Source organism: Vibrio sp. 10N.222.54.E6 (assembly GCF_041473955.1).
In the GTDB taxonomy this organism is placed as follows: Bacteria; Pseudomonadota; Gammaproteobacteria; order Enterobacterales; family Vibrionaceae; genus Vibrio; species Vibrio tasmaniensis_A.
In genome coordinates this window covers 103,012-120,268 of sequence record NZ_JBFRTD010000010.1, presented here as the reverse complement: position 1 = coordinate 120,268, position 17,257 = coordinate 103,012, and the positions used below count along the sequence as shown (strand labels likewise).

Sequence of the window (17,257 nt, the reverse complement as noted above, 5' to 3'; positions counted from 1 at the left end):
ACTTTGTGTATGGTCTAAAATTTGTTGTTAGATACTCAAGAACTTTAGCCCCATAGAATGGGTTACTCGAAATTACTAAATACAAAATAGGCAAAATGTATGAGTGATGTTAATAAAATTGAAACTGGCGAAAAACGCTCGTTGGAGTGGAAGTCTTTCCTCTTCATCGCGGTGGTTCTCTTTCCAATATTAAGTGTGGCTTTTGTAGGCGGTTACGGCTTCCTAGTTTGGGCACTGCAAGTGTTTGTATTCGGACCTCCTGGTGCTCACGGCGGCATGTAATGCCCTCTAGTAACAACATTTTTTAAAATCAATATTTAAGAGAGCTAAACATGAAATCATTTTTAGTTAAATTATGGCGCACAATGACTCGCCCTGCAGTACACATCAGTCTTGGTGTACTAACTATGGGTGGCTTTATCGCCGGTGTTATTTTCTGGGGCGGTTTTAACACAGCTCTAGAGCACACAAATACGGAAGAGTTCTGTGTAAGTTGTCACACCATGCGTGACAATGTTTACGTAGAGCTACAAGAAACGGTTCACTGGAAAAACACTTCTGGTGTACGTGCTACTTGTCCTGACTGTCACGTTCCACATGAATGGACAGCAAAAATCGCTCGTAAGATGCAAGCATCTAAAGAAGTATTTGCTCAAGTATTTGGTGACCTAGATACACCTGAGAAATTCGAAGCTCGTCGTATCGAACTGGCTAAACACGAATGGGATCGTTTCTCTTCGAACAAATCTCTAGAGTGTAAAAACTGTCACAACTACGATTCAATGGACTTCGAGAACATGCGCCCAACAGCGCGTATCCAGATGAAGAATGCAGCAGAACGTGATCAAAGCTGTGTTGACTGTCACAAAGGTATTGCTCACAACCTTCCAATGGATATGGCATCAGCAAGCGGTATTGTTGGCGAGCTAGAAAATGTAGCAAGCAGCACATCTTACGCAAATGGTTCTGACGTGATCTCTATTCGTCACCTACCAATGTACACAGATGAAACAGCAACAGTTGAAGCGGGTCTACTCAGCCCTGCAAGTAAAGTTGCGGTTATCGACGAAAAAGGCGACATGATCAAGATTCAAATCGATGGTTGGCGTAAAGCGAAAGGTTTCGGACGTGTAATCCAAGAAGACTTCGGTATGAATATCTCAACTGCAATCTTGACCAAAGAAGTATCTCAAAGTGACGTTATCACTGTTGGTGAGAAGAAAGAAGATGAGCTTACTGGCCTTCCATGGGAAGAAGTTAACCTAGCACTTTGGATGAAGAAAGAGTCTATGGTTGATAACTTCGATCCAATCTGGAACGCAGCGGGTCAAGCGTACCAATCTAACTGTTCAACGTGTCACTCACAGCCAGATGAAGCTCACTTCAGCGCTAACGGTTGGGTAGGCATGTTAGATGGTATGATTGCATTCGTTAACTTCGATACAGATACAGAAGCACTTGTTCTTAAGTATCTACAGAAGCACTCATCAGATTTTTCTGAAGGCCATCACTAATAAGACGTCAATTGGAGTAACACAATGGCAATTACAAGAAGAAGTTTTCTGAAAGGTGTCGCGACTACAAGTGCGGCATCGGTTATCGGTCCAAGCTTATTGGCGTCGGCATCAGTGTCTGCAGCAGAAACAGACGGCGCGTGGAAAGTCTCTGGTTCTCACTGGGGTGCATTCCGAGCTCGCGTTTATGCGGGTAAAGTACAAGAGATTAAACCTCTAGAAATCGATCAACACCCAACTGAGATGTTGAAAGGTATTAAAGGTATTATCTACAGCCCATCACGTGTGCGTTACCCAATGGTTCGCCTAGATTGGTTGAAGAAGCATAAATACAGCGCAGACACGCGTGGTAACAACCGTTTTATTCGTGTGACTTGGGATGAGGCACTAGACCTTGTTTACCGCGAACTAGAGCGCGTACAGAAAGATTACGGTCCATGGGCGCTTCACACAGGTCAAACTGGGTGGAGACAAACGGGTCAGTTCCACAGCTGTACTAACCATATGCAACGTGCAATGGCACTTCACGGTTACTCTGTGAAGAAAATCGGTGACTACTCAACAGGTGCTGGTCAAACGATCATGCCTTACGTGCTAGGTTCTACTGAAGTTTACGCACAAGGTACATCTTGGGAACTTATCCTAGAAAACAGTGACAACATTGTTCTTTGGGGTAACGATCCAGTTAAAAACCTGCAAGTAGGTTGGACATGTGAGACTCACGAGTCATTCGCATACTTAGAGCAGCTGAAAGAAAAAGTTGCTAAGAAAGAGATCAACGTTGTTTCTGTTGACCCTGTTAAAAACAAAACAGGCCGTTACCTAGAAAACGAGCAAATGTACATCAACCCACAAACTGATGTGGCGTTCATGCTTGGTGTTGCTCACGTTCTTTACAACGAAGATCTATACGACAAGAAGTTCATCGAAACTTACTGTCTAGGTTTTGAAGACTTTATCAAGTACGTTCAAGGTGAAACGAAAGATAAAGTTGAGAAGACACCTGAGTGGGCTTCGGCTATCTGTGGTGCAAGCGCGGACTCTATCCGTGAATTCGCTAAGATGCTGGTTAACGGTCGTACGCAGATTCTTGTCGGTTGGAGTATCCAACGTCAACAACACGGTGAGCAGCCTTACTGGATGTGTGCCGTTATCGCAGCAATGGTTGGCCAAATCGGTCTACCTGGCGGTGGTATCTCTTACGGTCACCATTACTCTGGTATCGGTGTTTCTTCAACTGGCTTCGCTGCTCCGGGTTCATTCCCGTTGAACATCGACCAAGGTCAATCGCCTAAGCACACTAACACTGATTACAACGGTTACAGCCGTGTAATCCCTGTTGCTCGTTGGGTAGATAGCTTGCTAGAGCCAGGTAAGAAGATCAAAGCGAACGGTTCAACGGTTACACTACCGGATATCAAGATGATGGTATTCAGTGGTAATAACCCGTGGCACCACCACCAAGATCGCAACAAGATGCGTAAAGCATTCAAGAGCCTACAAACTGTAGTGGCTGTTGATTTCGCTTGGACTGCAACTTGTCGTCACTCTGATATCGTGCTTCCTGCATGTACTCAGTGGGAACGTAACGATATTGATGGTTACGGCGCGTACTCTGGTCGTGGTTTGATCGCGATGCACAAACTAGTCGATCCTCTGTTCCAGTCTAAAACTGACTTCGAGATTATGTCTAGCCTAACTAAGCGTTGGGGTCGTTACGACGATTATACGCGTGGTATGGACGAAATGCAGTGGGTTAAATCTCTGTATGACGAATGTCGTGCATCAAACGAAGGCAGCTTCGAAATGCCTGAGTTTGCTGAGTTCTGGGAGAAAGGTTTCCTAGACTTCGGTAAAGGTAAGCCATGGACTCGTCACGCTTCATTCCGTGAAGATCCAGAGATCAACGCACTAGGTACGCCTTCTGGTTTCATCGAAATCACAAGCCGTACTGTTGGCAACATGGGTTACGAGCACTGTCAAGAACACCCTATGTGGTTTGAGAAATCTGAACGTTCACACGGTGGTCCAGGCTCTGACAAACATCCGTACTGGCTACAATCTTGTCACCCAGACAAGCGTCTTCACTCTCAGATGTGTGAATCTGAAGAGTGGCGTGCGACTTACGCGGTACAAGGCCGTGAGCCAATCTACATCAACCCAATCGATGCTAAGAAGAAAGGCATCAAAGATGGCGACGTAGTACGTGTGTTCAATGACCGTGGTCAACTACTAGCAGGTGCTGTTCTAATGGATAGCTACGCACCTGGTGTTGTTCGTATCGAAGAAGGCGCTTGGTACGGCCCGATCAACGAGAAAGTGGGGGCGCTAGATACATACGGCGATCCAAACACACTAACTCAAGACATCGGTACGTCTGAACTTGCTCAAGCAACGTCAGCAAACACATGTTTGGTTAACTTCGAGAAGTTCCAAGGCAAACTGCCTCCAGTAACTTCATTCGGTGGTCCAATCGAAGTTTCTTAAGTCTTGTACTTAAGAACCAAGATTAAAGCTTGAATTAAAGCCCCTGTAAGCACTCTTACAGAGGCTTTTTGTTTTTCTAGCCTGTGTGCGGAATTTGTAATTAAGCATTGTCATAGCGCCAACAGGGGGCGTTTTTGAGACCGGCTATAACGACGTGCCGTTTGAGATAGGCTGTAGAACTATGAACTACGAACAATGAAGCAGGAAGGGAATGTATAAAGAATCTGTTGTAAGGGCTTAGGCAGACGGAAACAAAAAGGCCGATACAAAGTATCGACCTAATAGAGACCTATGGAATTGAATCAGCTTGAGTTAAATTTCGAACATAAACCAATAACCGTATGCACAGATTAATGCGGGTATGCCTGAATATAATGTGGCCACAAGAGCCGCTTTCGGTGCCATTGCGATAGCAGGGAATAAAGCATCACCATCATTTGAAATTGCGTTACCGACCTGAGCTGAAAGTGGCAGTGCACCTGAAAGGTAAAGGCTAGTGACCAACAATTGTGGACCACACCCCGGCAGTAAGCCCATCAACACACCCGCCAGGGGGAGCATCATCCCCCAGCTTGAGAATAGCGTCGCAAAATCGACATTTGCAAGCACAGAGCCAAACTCGAAGAAAAGAAAAGCCACCACCACCCATGCAGTGACAAAGTTTGTATCTTGAGCTGTTTTTTGTAGTGGGTGAGAACCTATACATTTTTCATCTTCACTTACGGCCGATTTGTAATCCTCAATTTCACGAGTAAGCCCCCACAAAAACATCGAGCTGATCAGTAAAATCGTTCCCGTCCATTCCATAGACATCTCAGGCAGTGTCAGCAACTGGTTTACATCGATTTGAAAAGAGCCAAGCAGGGCAACAGCGGCTCCCGGAATAATAAGCACAGACCATAGGTAACCCTGAAGGTTTATCGCTTTTTTAGAGACAGGGCTTTGACCTTGAGGTTGTGAGGTACAGCTGTTTTCCGCTTCATTTCTCTCTGCCTGTTTCGGGCGTAAAAAGTCGTCTGCGTGAAACAAGTTTATGATTCGTCCTGAGGCGGTACCCACGATTACACCCATCGCCATCATGGCTAAACCTGTTTTGGGTTCGCTAGCAATTAACAGGAATGCCGCGTCACCCATGGTTGAGACGAGTACAGCCACAACCGCACCAAATCCGAGTTTGCCTGAAATAAATTGTGTGGTGACCACAATCGCTCCCCCACAGCCTGGCAATGCGCCCATTAGCGCGGCGAATACAACTTGGTTTGAACGAGATTGATGGACGAGCTTATTGAAGACGTTATCTTTGTTGATGTATAGACTTAACCAGTGGTAAATCGCTAGGGTTAGCGCAACGTAACATGACACTGCCCAGAAGGCGTCAGACAAGGTAGTGACCGTCAATTCTCGCGTAGCAGGAGCTGCAACTAACGCCGCAAGTGAAATAGGTAAAAGCAGGCGCTTAAAAGACAGTGAAAACTGAGTTGTTTTCGCAGCGCTGCTGCTTGGCAAAAAAGAGATTAGTCGATCCATAAGTGTCACTCAAAATTTGTGTATTAAGATAATCATATACGAATGATAATAATTATCAATTGCATTCGTTGTTTTTTTATCTTTTGTTACCATTGGCCAAACCCACGAAACATGACCAATCTAAAAAAATGAGGTAAAGTATGCCTAATAAAGAGAGACTCTAAAGGTAGAGTCATAATTGTTAGTGTAATAGGAAGAAACATGATTTTAGTTGTTGGTCACAAAAACCCTGATAGTGACAGTATTTGTAGTGCGTTAGTTGCAACTGAGCTTCTTAAAGCTCGTGGCGAGGAAGCGACACCAATTCGCCAAGGCGAGATCAACCGCGAAACTCAACACATTCTAGAAGTCGCTGGTGCTGAAAAGCCAGAACTTCGTACTTCTGTTGCTGGTGAGAAAATCTGGCTAGTAGACTACTCAGATCTTGCACAAGCACCAGACGATGTAGCTGAAGCAGAGATCGTAGGTATTGTCGATCACCACCGTCTAGGTGACGTGATGACAGTTAACCCTATGGAAGCTTGGATCTGGCCTGTTGGCTGTACAAATACAGTACTTTTCAACATGTTCAAGATTGAAGGTCACGCTATCTCTCAACAAATCGCTAAACTGATGATGTCTGCAATTCTTTCAGACACAGTTGGTTTTGCTTCTCCAACATGTACTCAAAAAGACAAAGACGCGGTTGCTGAGCTTGCTGAAATCGCTGGCGTGACTGACGTTGATGCATTTATCAAAGCGCTTCTAATCGCTAAGACAAACATCGAAGGCCTATCTGCGGCACAATTAGTAGAAAAAGACCTTAAAGGCTACCCATTCAACGGTCGTGATGTTGTTGTTGGTCAAGTTGAGCTTGCGACTCTTGAGCAAGTAGACGGCATGATCGAAGCGCTAGAAGCTGATCTTGAAGCGCGTTGTGAGAAAGATGGTCTAGCATTCGCTGCAGTAATGCTGACAGATATCACTACAGCTCAAACTCGTCTTCTATACAAAGGTGAGTGGGCTGATAAGCTGGTTAAATTCGAGAAAGACGGTGTATTGATGATGGAAAATACATTGAGCCGTAAGAAGCAAGGTTGGCCTTGGCTTCAAGGCGAGCTTGTTTAACCAAGTCGCTTAATTATAAACGCCTGCTAATTTAGCAGGCGTTTTTCTTTGAAGTAGGCTTTCTTCTTCATCGATAGTGTTTGAAGTTAAAAACACTCGGCATAAAATAGCTTTAAGAACATAGTTACTGACTAAAGTAGGAAATTGAGATGACTACACAGCTAGACGATAAAAAAATCGCTGAAATCAATAAGTATACGGGTGAGCAACGCCTGAAGTACTGTGTGAAAGAAATCGTAGCGAACCGTGAAGTATGGATCTTAACCGATGAACACGGTTGTGTAATGCTGAACACAGAAGATGAAGACTGTGTTCCTGTATGGCCAAATCAAGAGTTTGCGGAGTCTTGGGCGACGGGTGATTGGTCTGAGTGTAAAGCTGAGTCTATTTCACTAAACAAATGGCATAGCCGTTGGACTAACGGTCTAGAAGACGACGAGCTTGCAGTTGTTGTGTTCCCGAACGAACAGGAAGAAGGTGTTATCTTGTTCCCGGATGAGTTCGACTTCGAGCTGAAGAAGCAGGCTGCTAAGCGCTAATTCTCTCGTCAAATTGTAAGCCAGCGTTGTCTTACCTCGGGCAACGCTGTTGTTCTATTCTTCCCTTCTAAGCTACTTTCCAACGTATTTTCGTCAATACCCAATAAGTTGATACAAAGGCGCCTGCTGTGCTGCTTTAGAAGCTTGCTGAAGTACACCTGTTTTGCTGTATCTTTTCAGTATTTTTCGCACAACTGGTTTTGCCTGTTCTTTTGTCATTCCCACTTTCAATTGAGGCTCATACAGTAGCTTTAGCAGCACTACATCTAAGGGGGATAACAAGTCTTCTGGCGTGTGATCATTGAAAATAGAAGGGTAGGCTTTATCTGAATCATTCGGCAGGCCTAGAACCTGTGTGATCTCTTCCACGATACATGCGACCAGCTTTCCTCTTGCTCTCGCTTGATCTACTGGGATCACAATTCCTGCATATACAATCTCCCCTTTGGAATTAGTTCGATAACCTGCAGTACAGATAGCGCTGTTTAGATGCTGTGTCGATTTCAGTTTGAGTACAGTTTTGGCTTCAGCTATCCACTGACTCTGCCTCGTGTATATCCATTTTACATTCGCTTCAGACTTATTTTTAACGATTGTTATGGGGTGCTGGGTCACTTCGGACAAGTGTTGGAGATGAAGTTCCGTGAGCTCCTGATGCAGGTCTTTATCACCCACTCGATGATCAACCCATACCTTGATAGGCTGTTTCCATTTAGCGAGGAGCTTGTCGCCTTGTGAATATTCGTGTTGAAGTGCGACGTGATAAAAGGCAGTTTCGACGAAGGTTCTATCTAGCCATGTGAGTGTTGTGCTTGCTGCATTAAAGGACAGCAGCGCCAACAAGAGGGAAAGCATTGAAGCTCTTGGTAACATATCTTTCCCCTTTGCGGAATATAGCGCTATCACCGATTAATGGCTTGGTGCTTTATAGAAGTGGCTCTCAACTAACCTTTGTGTGATTTGGTGAGTTGGGTTAGTCAGTACTTCATGTGTTTCGCCACTTTCAACCACATTGCCTTCGTGCATGACGATGATCTTATCTGTGATGTGTTTAACAATGCCGATGTGTTGGGAAACATAAACGAACGATACGCCCATCTCTTCTTGAAGTTCTAGGAACAGATTGATGATTTGCGAACGCATCGCCATATCCAAACCATTCAACGCTTCATCAGCCACAATGATGGAAGGCTGAAGTATCAATGCGCGAGCCAAACAAACCCTCTGCTTCTGGCCTGCAGCAAGCATCTGAGGATAGAAGTAAGCATGTTCTGGTAGAAGCCCAACACGTAATAATGTGTCCTTTACGCGGCGCATGCGGGCTTCTGGTGGCATGTTGGTATTTCGCTTCAACGGTCCTTCAAGGATTCGACCAATCTGGATGCGTGGATTTAGCGAGGTGTTCGGATCTTGGAAAATCATTCGAATCAGTTTACAGCGAGTTGAGTAGTCTTTGTGTTCTAGCTTTTCACCGTTCACTCGGATCTCACCTGCTGTTGGTTCCACCATACCCGCTAGCATTCTAGCTAATGTCGATTTCCCCGACCCATTCTGACCGATAAAACCAATAGTCTGTCCCGCTTCAAGGGAAAAGCTAACTGGCTTCACTGCCTGATGAATCTTTTTACGGAAAAGACCAGAGCGAGTCGTAAAGTCTTTAGATAAATCACTGACCTCTAATAATGCACTCATGATTTCTTTTTCTTCTCCATATTCAGAGGGAAATGACAGTTAAATTTGTGGGTCTTTATACGCTTAGTATGCGGGATCTCGACACACTGTCTTTGCGCGTATGGACAACGTGGTCCAAGTCGACAACCAATCGGGAGGTGCTGCAGCGGCGGAATTGACCCTGGTAAAGATTGCAGTTTTTCTTTATGGGGAATCCAGTCGTTAAAATCGGGCATCGCTTTTAGCAGTGCAACGGTGTAAGGATGCTTTGGTACATCCAACAGTTTTGTCGTATCTGCAGACTCAACGGACTGACCGCAGTACATCACGGTTATTCGTGTCGCCCATTGAGTGATAGTCGTTAAATCGTGCCCAATGAGGAGAATTGTCGTGTTATGAAGTTGATTCATTCGGCTCAATAAGCGCAATATTTGAGACTGCGTAATCGGGTCTAAATCGTTGGTTGGCTCATCGGCAATTAGCACTTTTGGCTTGGCAGCGATCGCCATGGCGATCATGACTTTTTGACACTCACCATCGGTCAACTCATAAGAATAACTGTCCATTAGGTGAGAGTGATTTTTGATCCCCACTTTATGCAGTAATGCTATTGCTTGCTTTTTTCGCCACTTAAACCGTTGCCACCATCGACCTTCAAATGAACGCGAAGGAATCGCCTCTATTAGCTGGCGTCCCACTTTTTCGGAAGGGTCAAGACATGTCGATGGTTCTTGGAAGATCATCGCGATATCGCGAGCGATCACACGGCGTCGTTCTTTGGGCGTTAGTTGTAGCAGGTCGATATTGCCAAGGCGCATTCGGTCGGCAGACACTTTCCAGTTTTCTTTGCAAACACCAACGATCGCTTTTGCAACCAAGCTCTTACCAGAACCTGATTCACCTACTAAGCCACGAATTTCTCCCTCATTGAGGGTAATACTCATTCGATCTACTGCTTTAACCATCCCTTGAGGGGTCTCAATCTCGATGGTTAGATGTCGAATATCAAGTAACGGCATTATTCGATTCCTGCATTTAGCGCTTGGCGAACACCTTCACCGACAAGGTTAATCACGATCACTGTAAACATAATGGCTAAGCCGGGTAGAGTTACTGTCCATGGCGCAAGGTAAATCAGCTCTACAGAATCACCCAAAATTGAGCCCCATTCGGTACTTGGTGCTTGAGCGCCAAGCCCTAAGAAACCCAAGGCCGTGATATCAAGAATGGCGACTGACAATGCCAGTGTAATTTCAAGTGCCACTACAGTAAGAATATTAGGAAGGATTGAATTCCATAACAGGTAGAAGTCATTCGCACCATCAAGGCGAGAAGCCAAAATATAGTCTTTTTCTACTTCTGCATGCACGGCAATGTATACCGAACGAATAAAGCGTGGAATCAATGCCAAACATAAGGCTAGCAAGATATTAAACTCGCCAAAGCCAAGAAATGCCACGAAGATAATCGCAAGTAGCAACGACGGAATAGACATTACCGTGTCAAGCAAGTGGTTTAGCGTACTTGATAGCAACCCACGAGTCATACCTGCAAGTACGCCAATCAGACAACCGATGACTGCTGCGATAAAGGTAATCACTACTGCGGCACCAAATGTCAGCTGAGAGCCAATAATCAGACGGGATAGAATATCTCGGCCTAAATCATCAGTGCCTAGAAAATACTCAACTGTTCCAGCCGGATCCCAAGAAGGAGGTGTTAGTAGGTGCCCCGTCTGCTCTTGAGCATCATGTGGTGCTAGCCATGGTGAAGTGATGGTGATCAAAATGATCAAGACCAAACACCATAGTCCAAACATTGCGAGATTATTGCCACGGAAGCTGCGCCAGAAACGCTCGAATTGGGTTGGAATCTGTTCTTCTTGGTAGACGTTATTTGTTAGCATACCATTCCTTCCTTACCAGAGGATTGACCATCGCGCCCAGTAGATCGGACAGTATATTCGCGGTCAAAACCAAGGTTGCTACCACAATTACACCAGCTTGAATTGAAACGTAATCTTGATTGGATAATGCATCCAGCAACCAGCGGCCAATACCCGGCCAGTTAAAGATAGACTCGGTGATGATAGCGAGCGTTAACATACTGGAGAGTTGAACGCCGACCTTAGGAATAATCGGTGGTATTGCATTTCTTAATACATGTTGAGTGACGATCTCTCTTGTTGAAAGACCTTTGATTCGCGCGGCACGGATGTAGTTTTGAGCCATCACTTCAGCCACTGACGCTCTCATTAGTCGGATAACCTGGGTTGTTGGAGCGAGCGCCAAAACAAGACAAGGTAACGCCATATGGTCTATTACGCTCTGTAGGGCGTGTGCTCGATAGTTACCTTCGGCAAAGAAGGCATCAATCATTGCAAAGCCAGTCACGTGTTCAATTTCGTAAAGTAGATCGTATCGTCCCCCAACAGGGAACATCTCGAAGTGCAGTGAGAACACCATGATCATTAGCAATGCGACCCAAAATATAGGTGCTGAGTAGCCTGCCATTGAAGTAAACGATATAGTGGTATCAACAAACTTACCTTGTCTCATGCCGGCAATTGTGCCGAAAGGGATGCCGATAAACAGTGCGAGTAGAAAAGCAAAGAAGCACAATTCTAACGTCGCAGGGAATACCACGACAAGCTCTTCGATGATAGGAACACCGTGTTTGCTCAGGCCGAAATTCAGCGTCGATAATTCGGTGACGTAGCTAAGCCAGCCGGGCCAAAAATCTTGAATTGCCCAAGGTGAGGTTTGGTCTAATCGAAGTAGAGCAAAGCCCACCAAAGTCAGAATTCCAAGTGTAATAATGAATAAGTTTACACGTCTTAATGTATACCAAAACATCAGTTCACCTCCCTTCTGACTTGATCAAAAGGTTGAGCATTAAAAGGACTGCGTTTAAAACCTGTTAGCGAACGATCGTGCACACGGAATTGCACGCCATGAGCGAGAGGTATCACAGGAACTTCTTCATTAAGAATGTTTTGGGCTTGTCGATACAAGTTCACGCGATGCCTTTGTTGATTAATCTCTAATGCCAAGTCGAGAAGGAAATCAAAGTCTGAGTTGCACCACATAGAGACGTTTAATCCCGCGCGTTCCGAACTACATGATAGAAGTGGACGCAAGAAGTTGTCTGGGTCGCCCGTACTGCCAATCCAACCTGTGAGTAACAAATCTGTTGAGGAAATTGAAGACAGCTGTGTTCGGTCAAATCGATCGTCGGTATAGAGTTTCAATTCAATACCAATATCAGCCAAGTTTGCTTGGATCAGTTCTGCCGTTTTTCTTGGACTTGGATTGTATGCGCGTGGCTCTAGTGGCACCCACATTGAAAGCTCTAACCCTGGTTCTACACCGGCCTCTCTAAGAAGTGCGATCGCATAGTTTCGATCATAGCGAACTTGAACGCTGTCTTTTTGATAAGCCCAAGAAGTAGGGGGAAGTAACGTGTAGGCTTTTGTACCTGTACCGTAGTACACAGAATCAAGAATGTTCTGACGGTTAATAGCCAAGTTCAATGCTTTACGTACTCGTGAGTCACGCAATGCAGGGTGTTCTGTGTTTAGCGCGATGAAAGAGACATTTACTGCAGGTGTGGCAGAAATCTTCAACTCTTCATGAGCTTGAATAATAGGGATCTGGCTAGAAATTGGTGAGTTCAACACGTCACACTCACTGCGGAGAAGCTTGGCAAGTGTGCCTGTACCGCGTTGTGAAGTATCAAATACAACTTGGTCCATTTGTACTTCACCCTTCCAGTAATGCATGTTCTTTTTCAAGCGTACAAGATCATTAATTTGATATTCATCCAAGTAGAAAGGGCCTGTGCCTACGGGCTTGGAGTCTATTTCATTTTTTTCATCTGTGGTAATCAGCTTGTTGGCATATTCTTTGGAGTGAATGACCGCATAGCTGGTGGCGATATTGTTAAGAAATGAATTATCTGGGCGACTTAACTGGAACTTCACCGTTAGGTCATCCACCGCCGTGATTTCAACTATCAGGTTTTGAAAGTCTATGCCAGCGAACCATGGATATAAACCGCCACCCACATAATGAAATGGGTTTGAAGTATCAATGATACGTTCAAAACTAAAGACCACATCCTGTGCATTCATGCTGCGGGTTGGGGTAAACCAATCTGTGGTTTGAAACGCAACATTTGGGCGCAGTTTGAAAGTGTACTCTGTACCTGATTTATCGACAGACCAGCTTGTTGCCAAGTTCTGTTTTGGTCGGTAAGTCATAGGATCAAGAGTGAGCAGGGTATCGAAAATTTGAGGGCTCAGCGACTCTGAGGTAATGCCACTATCAACCAATTGTGGATTGAAGGTACTAGGATTACCTTGGCCGCAATAAATGAAGCTTTTTTCACGGATTTGCTCGTGAGTGACACTTTCACCACATCCAGCTAAAAAGCCAAGCGTGCAGATGCTAAGTGATAGTCTTATTAGTGCTTTCATAAAAAGAAATACTTTTCGAAACGAGGCGTTAGAGGAGCCTCAAGATCCCGACAATTTAACATTTTATTTATTCGGCTCCAAATAATAATCAAGTGTGGACAGCTATTTATCGTTAGCTTGCCCTACAATCGCGTACTTCCTCACCATTCCACGTAATTGGTTATAGGTTAACCCAAGTAGTTCTGCTGCTTGCTTCTGGTTATACTTGCTCTGTTTTAGTGCTTGATTGAGTAATTTAATGTCTTGCTGTTCTTGCCATGCTTTGTAATCAAGCGGCAAAGAAAATGAGTGCTCTAATGGAGTATGGCTGTTGGACAGATCATTGCCAGTTTCGTGCGTGGAATCTTGATCTATTTGCCATGTTGGTTTAAAGGGGTTAAACACCAAAGATTCAATAGGATATGGATCTTTACCGTGCTGGTAGATAGCTCGTTCAACGACGTTTTTGAGTTCTCTCACATTTCCCGGCCAAGAATAATCCAATAGTGCATCAACAGCAGATGGAGCAAAACCGACAAACAGCTCCAATTCTAACTCTCGACACATCTTAATGGCGTAGTATTCTGCTAGCAGCGTGATGTCTTCTTTTCGTTCGCGAAGAGGTGGGGTAGTAATGACATCAAACGCCAGTCTATCTAATAAATCGGGTCTGAATTCGCCTTTTAACGCCATGTCTGGTAAGTCAGCATTGGTCGCACACACCAGTCTTACATTGGCACTTAGCGCCTTTTGTCCGCCGACACGCTCATATTGCCCGTATTCAATAACACGCAATAGCTTCTCTTGAACGGCAAGGGGGGTGGTCGCTAGTTCGTCTAAGAACAGAGTTCCACCTTCAGCCCTTTCAAAACGACCTTGATGACGACCTTTTGAACCGGTAAAAGAACCTGATTCATGACCAAACAACTCTGAATCAATCAACCCTTCGCTAAGGGTTGAGCAGTTCAGTGAGATCAATGGCTGGTCCCAGCGCCTTGAAAGGTAATGCAGCCTTTGGGCGATTAACTCTTTACCTGTACCACGCTCCCCGATGATCAGAATCGGTCTTTCGATTGGTGCGAGTTGAGACACTTTATCCAAAACAGAGAGAAAACTAGGGGATTCACCAATGAGATTCTGCTGCATAAATGGGTCCTTGTATGATCTGATTTCCAATGGGCAAGACATAGAGAGCTTTATTTACATCACTTGATGTAAATAGCATTAATCACAAAGCTGTAGTGGTGAAAAATACCAATACTTGGCTAAATTCATCATAGCATGGTTCGGGATAATCACCATTTTATTGTAAGCGCTTGATAAACAATGACTTGAAAGTTGGCACGCTACTTGGATTACTTATGGTAGGTTTAACAACAGACGTAGATTTTTGAGCAAGTGGATTGAGAAATCGAAAACGATTTAAAACCTATTTGCCATTATTGCAATTAAGGAGTTTCTTATGGGTATTTTTTCTCGCTTTGCAGACATTGTAAATTCAAACATCAGTGCACTATTAGATAAGGCTGAAGATCCTGAAAAGATGATTCGCCTCATTATTCAAGAAATGGAAGACACGCTGGTTGAGGTTCGTACTAACTCAGCAAAAGCCATTGCAGACAAGAAAGAGCTAGCACGTAAAGTTGAAGCTATCGAAACTCAGATTCTAGATTGGCAGAATAAAGCGACATTAGCCCTGACTAAACAACGTGAAGATCTGGCTAGAGCGGCACTCATCGAAAAGCAAAAACTTGAAGATATCATCAAGAGTCTCCACACCGAGCAAACTTTGGTTCATGAAACCATCGAAAAACTAACCAGTGAGATCGGTAAGCTTGAAACCAAAATCGCCGAGACTCGTGCAAAACAGCAAGCACTAATGATTCGTAATAATGCAGCAAGCAATCGTCGCGATGTTCAAAAACATCTGCATTCAAGCAAAACCAACGAAGCAATGGCGAAGTTTGAGCAATTCTCACGTAAAGTGGATGAATTAGAAGCTGAAGCTGACGTTTACGCAAAAACCGGTAACGCAAAATCTTTAGACCAAGAGTTTGCAGAGCTACAAGCTCAAGACGAGATTGAAAAAGAGCTGGCGAAACTGAAGCAACAAGTTGAAAACCGCGATAAATAATTTTAGGAGTTGTCTATGTCAACATTTCTAATTGCAGGTCCACTGATTGTCTTTTTGATCTTCGTGGCACCGCTATGGTTATTCTTACACTACCGCAGCAAGAAGAAATCCAGCAATGGTCTTTCAGAAACGGATCTTCAGCGTCTGCATAAGCTTTCTGAGCAAGCTGAGTCGATGCAAGACCGAGTGAAAACGTTAGAAAAAATACTGGATGCGGAGTCACCTAACTGGAGACGAAACTATGAGTAGAGAACTGTATCGCGATCCGATTAACGGTAAATTGTCTGGCGTGTGTGCCGGATTAGCGAACTATTTTGGCCTTGAAGTTTGGTTGGTTCGTATCTTAGTGATCTCAGCCGCACTGCTAGGTGGTAGCTTTTTGGTGTTATTAGCGTATTTAGCTTTGACATTTATGCTTGAAAAACAACCACCTCAATATGTCGATCAGATGAAAGCCAAACAAGAGCACACACTCAAGCAAAAACCCTGGGAAAAAGGGCAAACAGCAGAGTCTTTGTTGGGCACTTTAGAGGGTGATTTCCAGACGTTAGAGACCAGTGTACGCAATATGGAAGCTTATGTGACTTCGGACACTTTTAAAGTCGACCGTGCATTTAAGAACATGTAGTGGTCAAGCCTCAAAAAGATTAGATAACGGTTTAGGAAAATTTATCCCAAGCCGTTATTTTTTATTAATAATTTTGTCTAAATAAATCTTACGATAACTGGTAAGTTACATGTGATTAATCTATGTTAATAAAATATTTATAGATATGGATGATCGCAATGTACAAAGCCTCCCTAGTCCTATTGGTGACCTTATCCGGGTTATCAGGGTGTGGTAAGGAGCTCCCTCCGGTTCCAGAACCCGAATCACGACCAGCCAAACTCTTCACCGTCTCGGTCGGTAACAATGCCTTCGAACGAAATTTTCCTGCGACTACTGAAGCGGGCGATAAAGCCGTATTGGCATTTCGAGTCCCCGGTTTACTAAAAACGATCGATGTCACTGCGGGGCAACAGGTCTCCAAAGGTGATGCATTGGCAACGCTTAATCCTGATGAGTATCAGTTGCTAGAAAAGCAGGCAAGAGCTAACTTCAAACTTGCCGATGTGCAATACCAACGTTCCATCAAGCTACGTAAGGATAGAGTGGTTTCTGAGCAAGATTTTGACCAAGCGAAAGCAAATCATAACTCTGCAAGAGCGGTTTTAAATCAAGCAAAAGCTAATCTTCGCTACACCACACTCGTTGCGCCATATGATGGTACTATTTCTATTATTCCTGCTGAAAACCACGAATACATCGCGGCTAAGCAAGGTGTAATGAATATCCAAACGAATCAGATCCTCAAAGTTGTCTTCTTATTGCCTGATCAATTAATTGCACGCTTTTCTGCAGGGTTTGAGACAGACGCAACTATGGTATTCGATGCTTTCCCTGAACATTCTTATGTCCTCACCTTTCAAGAAGTCGATACCGAAGCCGATCCTAAAACCGGTTCATACAAGGTCACCATGGTAATGGAGAGACCGACTGATATAGGCATCCTACCGGGTATGTCTGGCACGGTTAACCTTGTTTCTTCACAAGCAGCGGCGACAAAAATTCCAACCTCAGCAATGATGACCAATGGAGATGATGTCTCAGTATGGCGCGTTAACAACGATGGTATCGTCGAAGAAGTCGCGATAGTCATTGATGAAAAACGTCATATTATTTCGGGTCTTAACGACGGAGATCGCGTTGTGACCTCAGGCGTTAATGGATTAGAAACCGGCGTCAAGGTTCGTGAGTGGATCAAGGAAAGGGGGCTCTAAC

General features: G+C 44.4%; 17 protein-coding genes. 9 read left to right on the top strand and 8 right to left on the bottom strand.

The window, feature by feature from the left end; translation table 11 throughout:
- Window positions 1-99 precede the first annotated feature (99 nt).
- The 3 genes from torE to torA are packed head-to-tail and all read left to right on the top strand — an operon-like array spanning window position 100 to window position 4,001.
- Window positions 100-282 (top strand): trimethylamine N-oxide reductase system protein TorE, encoded by a 183-nt coding sequence (gene torE / locus AB4513_RS05435; RefSeq protein WP_008222628.1) that lies wholly within the window; start codon window positions 100-102, stop codon window positions 280-282.
- Window positions 283-332: 50 nt separating this feature from the next.
- Window positions 333-1,514 carry a pentaheme c-type cytochrome TorC gene (gene torC / locus AB4513_RS05430; protein WP_009848788.1) on the top strand — a complete coding sequence of 394 codons (1,182 nt, stop codon included), beginning with the start codon at window positions 333-335 and terminating at the stop codon, window positions 1,512-1,514.
- Window positions 1,515-1,538: 24 nt separating this feature from the next.
- Window positions 1,539-4,001 (top strand): trimethylamine-N-oxide reductase TorA, encoded by a 2,463-nt coding sequence (torA, locus tag AB4513_RS05425; protein WP_017100089.1) that lies wholly within the window; start codon window positions 1,539-1,541, stop codon window positions 3,999-4,001.
- Between the two features lie 312 nt (window positions 4,002-4,313).
- Here the strand turns inward: torA and AB4513_RS05420 are convergent, their stop codons facing one another.
- Window positions 4,314-5,528 (bottom strand): putative manganese transporter, encoded by a 1,215-nt coding sequence (locus AB4513_RS05420; RefSeq protein WP_012604363.1) that lies wholly within the window; start codon window positions 5,526-5,528, stop codon window positions 4,314-4,316.
- A 201-nt stretch (window positions 5,529-5,729) separates the two neighbouring features.
- Here AB4513_RS05420 and AB4513_RS05415 point away from each other — a divergent pair, with 201 nt between their 5' ends.
- A complete protein-coding gene (locus tag AB4513_RS05415) occupies window positions 5,730-6,635 on the top strand; it encodes a manganese-dependent inorganic pyrophosphatase (RefSeq protein ID WP_017104082.1) in 906 nt (301 codons plus the stop codon).
- Window positions 6,636-6,784: 149 nt separating this feature from the next.
- On the top strand, window positions 6,785-7,174 hold the full coding sequence (locus AB4513_RS05410; protein WP_004734596.1) for a DUF2750 domain-containing protein: 390 nt from the start codon (window positions 6,785-6,787) through the stop codon (window positions 7,172-7,174).
- A gap of 93 nt (window positions 7,175-7,267) precedes the next feature.
- On the opposite strand, the gene AB4513_RS05405 is transcribed toward AB4513_RS05410, so the two are convergent.
- The 7 genes from AB4513_RS05405 to pspF form a co-directional block, all read right to left on the bottom strand.
- Window positions 7,268-8,047, bottom strand: coding sequence for a DUF2927 domain-containing protein (locus tag AB4513_RS05405; RefSeq protein WP_102257842.1), 780 nt, complete (start codon window positions 8,045-8,047; stop codon window positions 7,268-7,270).
- Between the two features lie 36 nt (window positions 8,048-8,083).
- On the bottom strand, window positions 8,084-8,866 hold the full coding sequence (locus AB4513_RS05400; RefSeq protein ID WP_009848782.1) for an ATP-binding cassette domain-containing protein: 783 nt from the start codon (window positions 8,864-8,866) through the stop codon (window positions 8,084-8,086).
- Window positions 8,863-9,864, bottom strand: a complete 1,002-nt coding sequence (locus AB4513_RS05395; protein ID WP_009848781.1) for an oligopeptide/dipeptide ABC transporter ATP-binding protein — start codon at window positions 9,862-9,864, stop codon at window positions 8,863-8,865. The genes AB4513_RS05400 and AB4513_RS05395 overlap by 4 nt, the downstream gene beginning before the upstream one ends.
- Entirely contained in the window at window positions 9,864-10,751 is an 888-nt protein-coding gene (gene sapC, locus AB4513_RS05390) for a putrescine export ABC transporter permease SapC (protein WP_009848780.1), read from the bottom strand. Before sapC ends, AB4513_RS05395 begins: the two co-directional genes overlap by 1 nt.
- Window positions 10,738-11,700, bottom strand: a complete 963-nt coding sequence (locus AB4513_RS05385) for an ABC transporter permease subunit (protein WP_009848779.1) — start codon at window positions 11,698-11,700, stop codon at window positions 10,738-10,740. The genes sapC and AB4513_RS05385 overlap by 14 nt, the downstream gene beginning before the upstream one ends.
- A complete protein-coding gene (gene sapA / locus AB4513_RS05380; RefSeq protein WP_102257843.1) occupies window positions 11,700-13,322 on the bottom strand; it encodes an ABC transporter substrate-binding protein SapA in 1,623 nt (540 codons plus the stop codon). Before sapA ends, AB4513_RS05385 begins: the two co-directional genes overlap by 1 nt.
- A gap of 102 nt (window positions 13,323-13,424) precedes the next feature.
- On the bottom strand, window positions 13,425-14,447 hold the full coding sequence (gene pspF, locus AB4513_RS05375) for a phage shock protein operon transcriptional activator (RefSeq protein ID WP_102257844.1): 1,023 nt from the start codon (window positions 14,445-14,447) through the stop codon (window positions 13,425-13,427).
- Window positions 14,448-14,763: 316 nt separating this feature from the next.
- Between pspF and pspA the strand changes: the two genes are divergently transcribed.
- The 4 genes from pspA to AB4513_RS05355 all read left to right on the top strand — a co-directional run bounded on the left by pspA (window position 14,764) and on the right by AB4513_RS05355 (window position 17,256).
- A complete protein-coding gene (gene pspA, locus AB4513_RS05370) occupies window positions 14,764-15,435 on the top strand; it encodes a phage shock protein PspA (RefSeq protein ID WP_010440091.1) in 672 nt (223 codons plus the stop codon).
- Window positions 15,436-15,450: 15 nt separating this feature from the next.
- The gene (gene pspB / locus AB4513_RS05365) at window positions 15,451-15,684 is read left to right on the top strand and encodes an envelope stress response membrane protein PspB (RefSeq protein WP_009848775.1); all 234 of its coding nucleotides are present in this window, start codon (window positions 15,451-15,453) and stop codon (window positions 15,682-15,684) included.
- On the top strand, window positions 15,677-16,063 hold the full coding sequence (gene pspC, locus AB4513_RS05360; protein ID WP_032499058.1) for an envelope stress response membrane protein PspC: 387 nt from the start codon (window positions 15,677-15,679) through the stop codon (window positions 16,061-16,063). Before pspB ends, pspC begins: the two co-directional genes overlap by 8 nt.
- 158 nt (window positions 16,064-16,221) lie before the next feature.
- Window positions 16,222-17,256 carry an efflux RND transporter periplasmic adaptor subunit gene (locus AB4513_RS05355; protein WP_029223131.1) on the top strand — a complete coding sequence of 345 codons (1,035 nt, stop codon included), beginning with the start codon at window positions 16,222-16,224 and terminating at the stop codon, window positions 17,254-17,256.
- Window position 17,257: the final 1 nt, after the last annotated feature.

Coding starts and splice junctions, on each gene's coding strand:
- AB4513_RS05405 (WP_102257842.1), bottom strand. CDS start 8,047: ATGTTACCAAGAGCTTCAATGCTTTCCCTCTTGTTGGCGCTGCTGTCC.
- pspA (WP_010440091.1), top strand. CDS start 14,764: ATGGGTATTTTTTCTCGCTTTGCAGACATTGTAAATTCAAACATCAGT.
- AB4513_RS05355 (WP_029223131.1), top strand. CDS start 16,222: ATGTACAAAGCCTCCCTAGTCCTATTGGTGACCTTATCCGGGTTATCA.
- AB4513_RS05420 (WP_012604363.1), bottom strand. CDS start 5,528: ATGGATCGACTAATCTCTTTTTTGCCAAGCAGCAGCGCTGCGAAAACA.
- torC (WP_009848788.1), top strand. CDS start 333: ATGAAATCATTTTTAGTTAAATTATGGCGCACAATGACTCGCCCTGCA.
- pspF (WP_102257844.1), bottom strand. CDS start 14,447: ATGCAGCAGAATCTCATTGGTGAATCCCCTAGTTTTCTCTCTGTTTTG.
- AB4513_RS05385 (WP_009848779.1), bottom strand. CDS start 11,700: ATGTTTTGGTATACATTAAGACGTGTAAACTTATTCATTATTACACTT.
- AB4513_RS05395 (WP_009848781.1), bottom strand. CDS start 9,864: ATGCCGTTACTTGATATTCGACATCTAACCATCGAGATTGAGACCCCT.
- sapC (WP_009848780.1), bottom strand. CDS start 10,751: ATGCTAACAAATAACGTCTACCAAGAAGAACAGATTCCAACCCAATTC.
- AB4513_RS05400 (WP_009848782.1), bottom strand. CDS start 8,866: ATGAGTGCATTATTAGAGGTCAGTGATTTATCTAAAGACTTTACGACT.
- sapA (WP_102257843.1), bottom strand. CDS start 13,322: ATGAAAGCACTAATAAGACTATCACTTAGCATCTGCACGCTTGGCTTT.
- torE (WP_008222628.1), top strand. CDS start 100: ATGAGTGATGTTAATAAAATTGAAACTGGCGAAAAACGCTCGTTGGAG.
- pspC (WP_032499058.1), top strand. CDS start 15,677: ATGAGTAGAGAACTGTATCGCGATCCGATTAACGGTAAATTGTCTGGC.
- AB4513_RS05410 (WP_004734596.1), top strand. CDS start 6,785: ATGACTACACAGCTAGACGATAAAAAAATCGCTGAAATCAATAAGTAT.
- pspB (WP_009848775.1), top strand. CDS start 15,451: ATGTCAACATTTCTAATTGCAGGTCCACTGATTGTCTTTTTGATCTTC.
- AB4513_RS05415 (WP_017104082.1), top strand. CDS start 5,730: ATGATTTTAGTTGTTGGTCACAAAAACCCTGATAGTGACAGTATTTGT.
- torA (WP_017100089.1), top strand. CDS start 1,539: ATGGCAATTACAAGAAGAAGTTTTCTGAAAGGTGTCGCGACTACAAGT.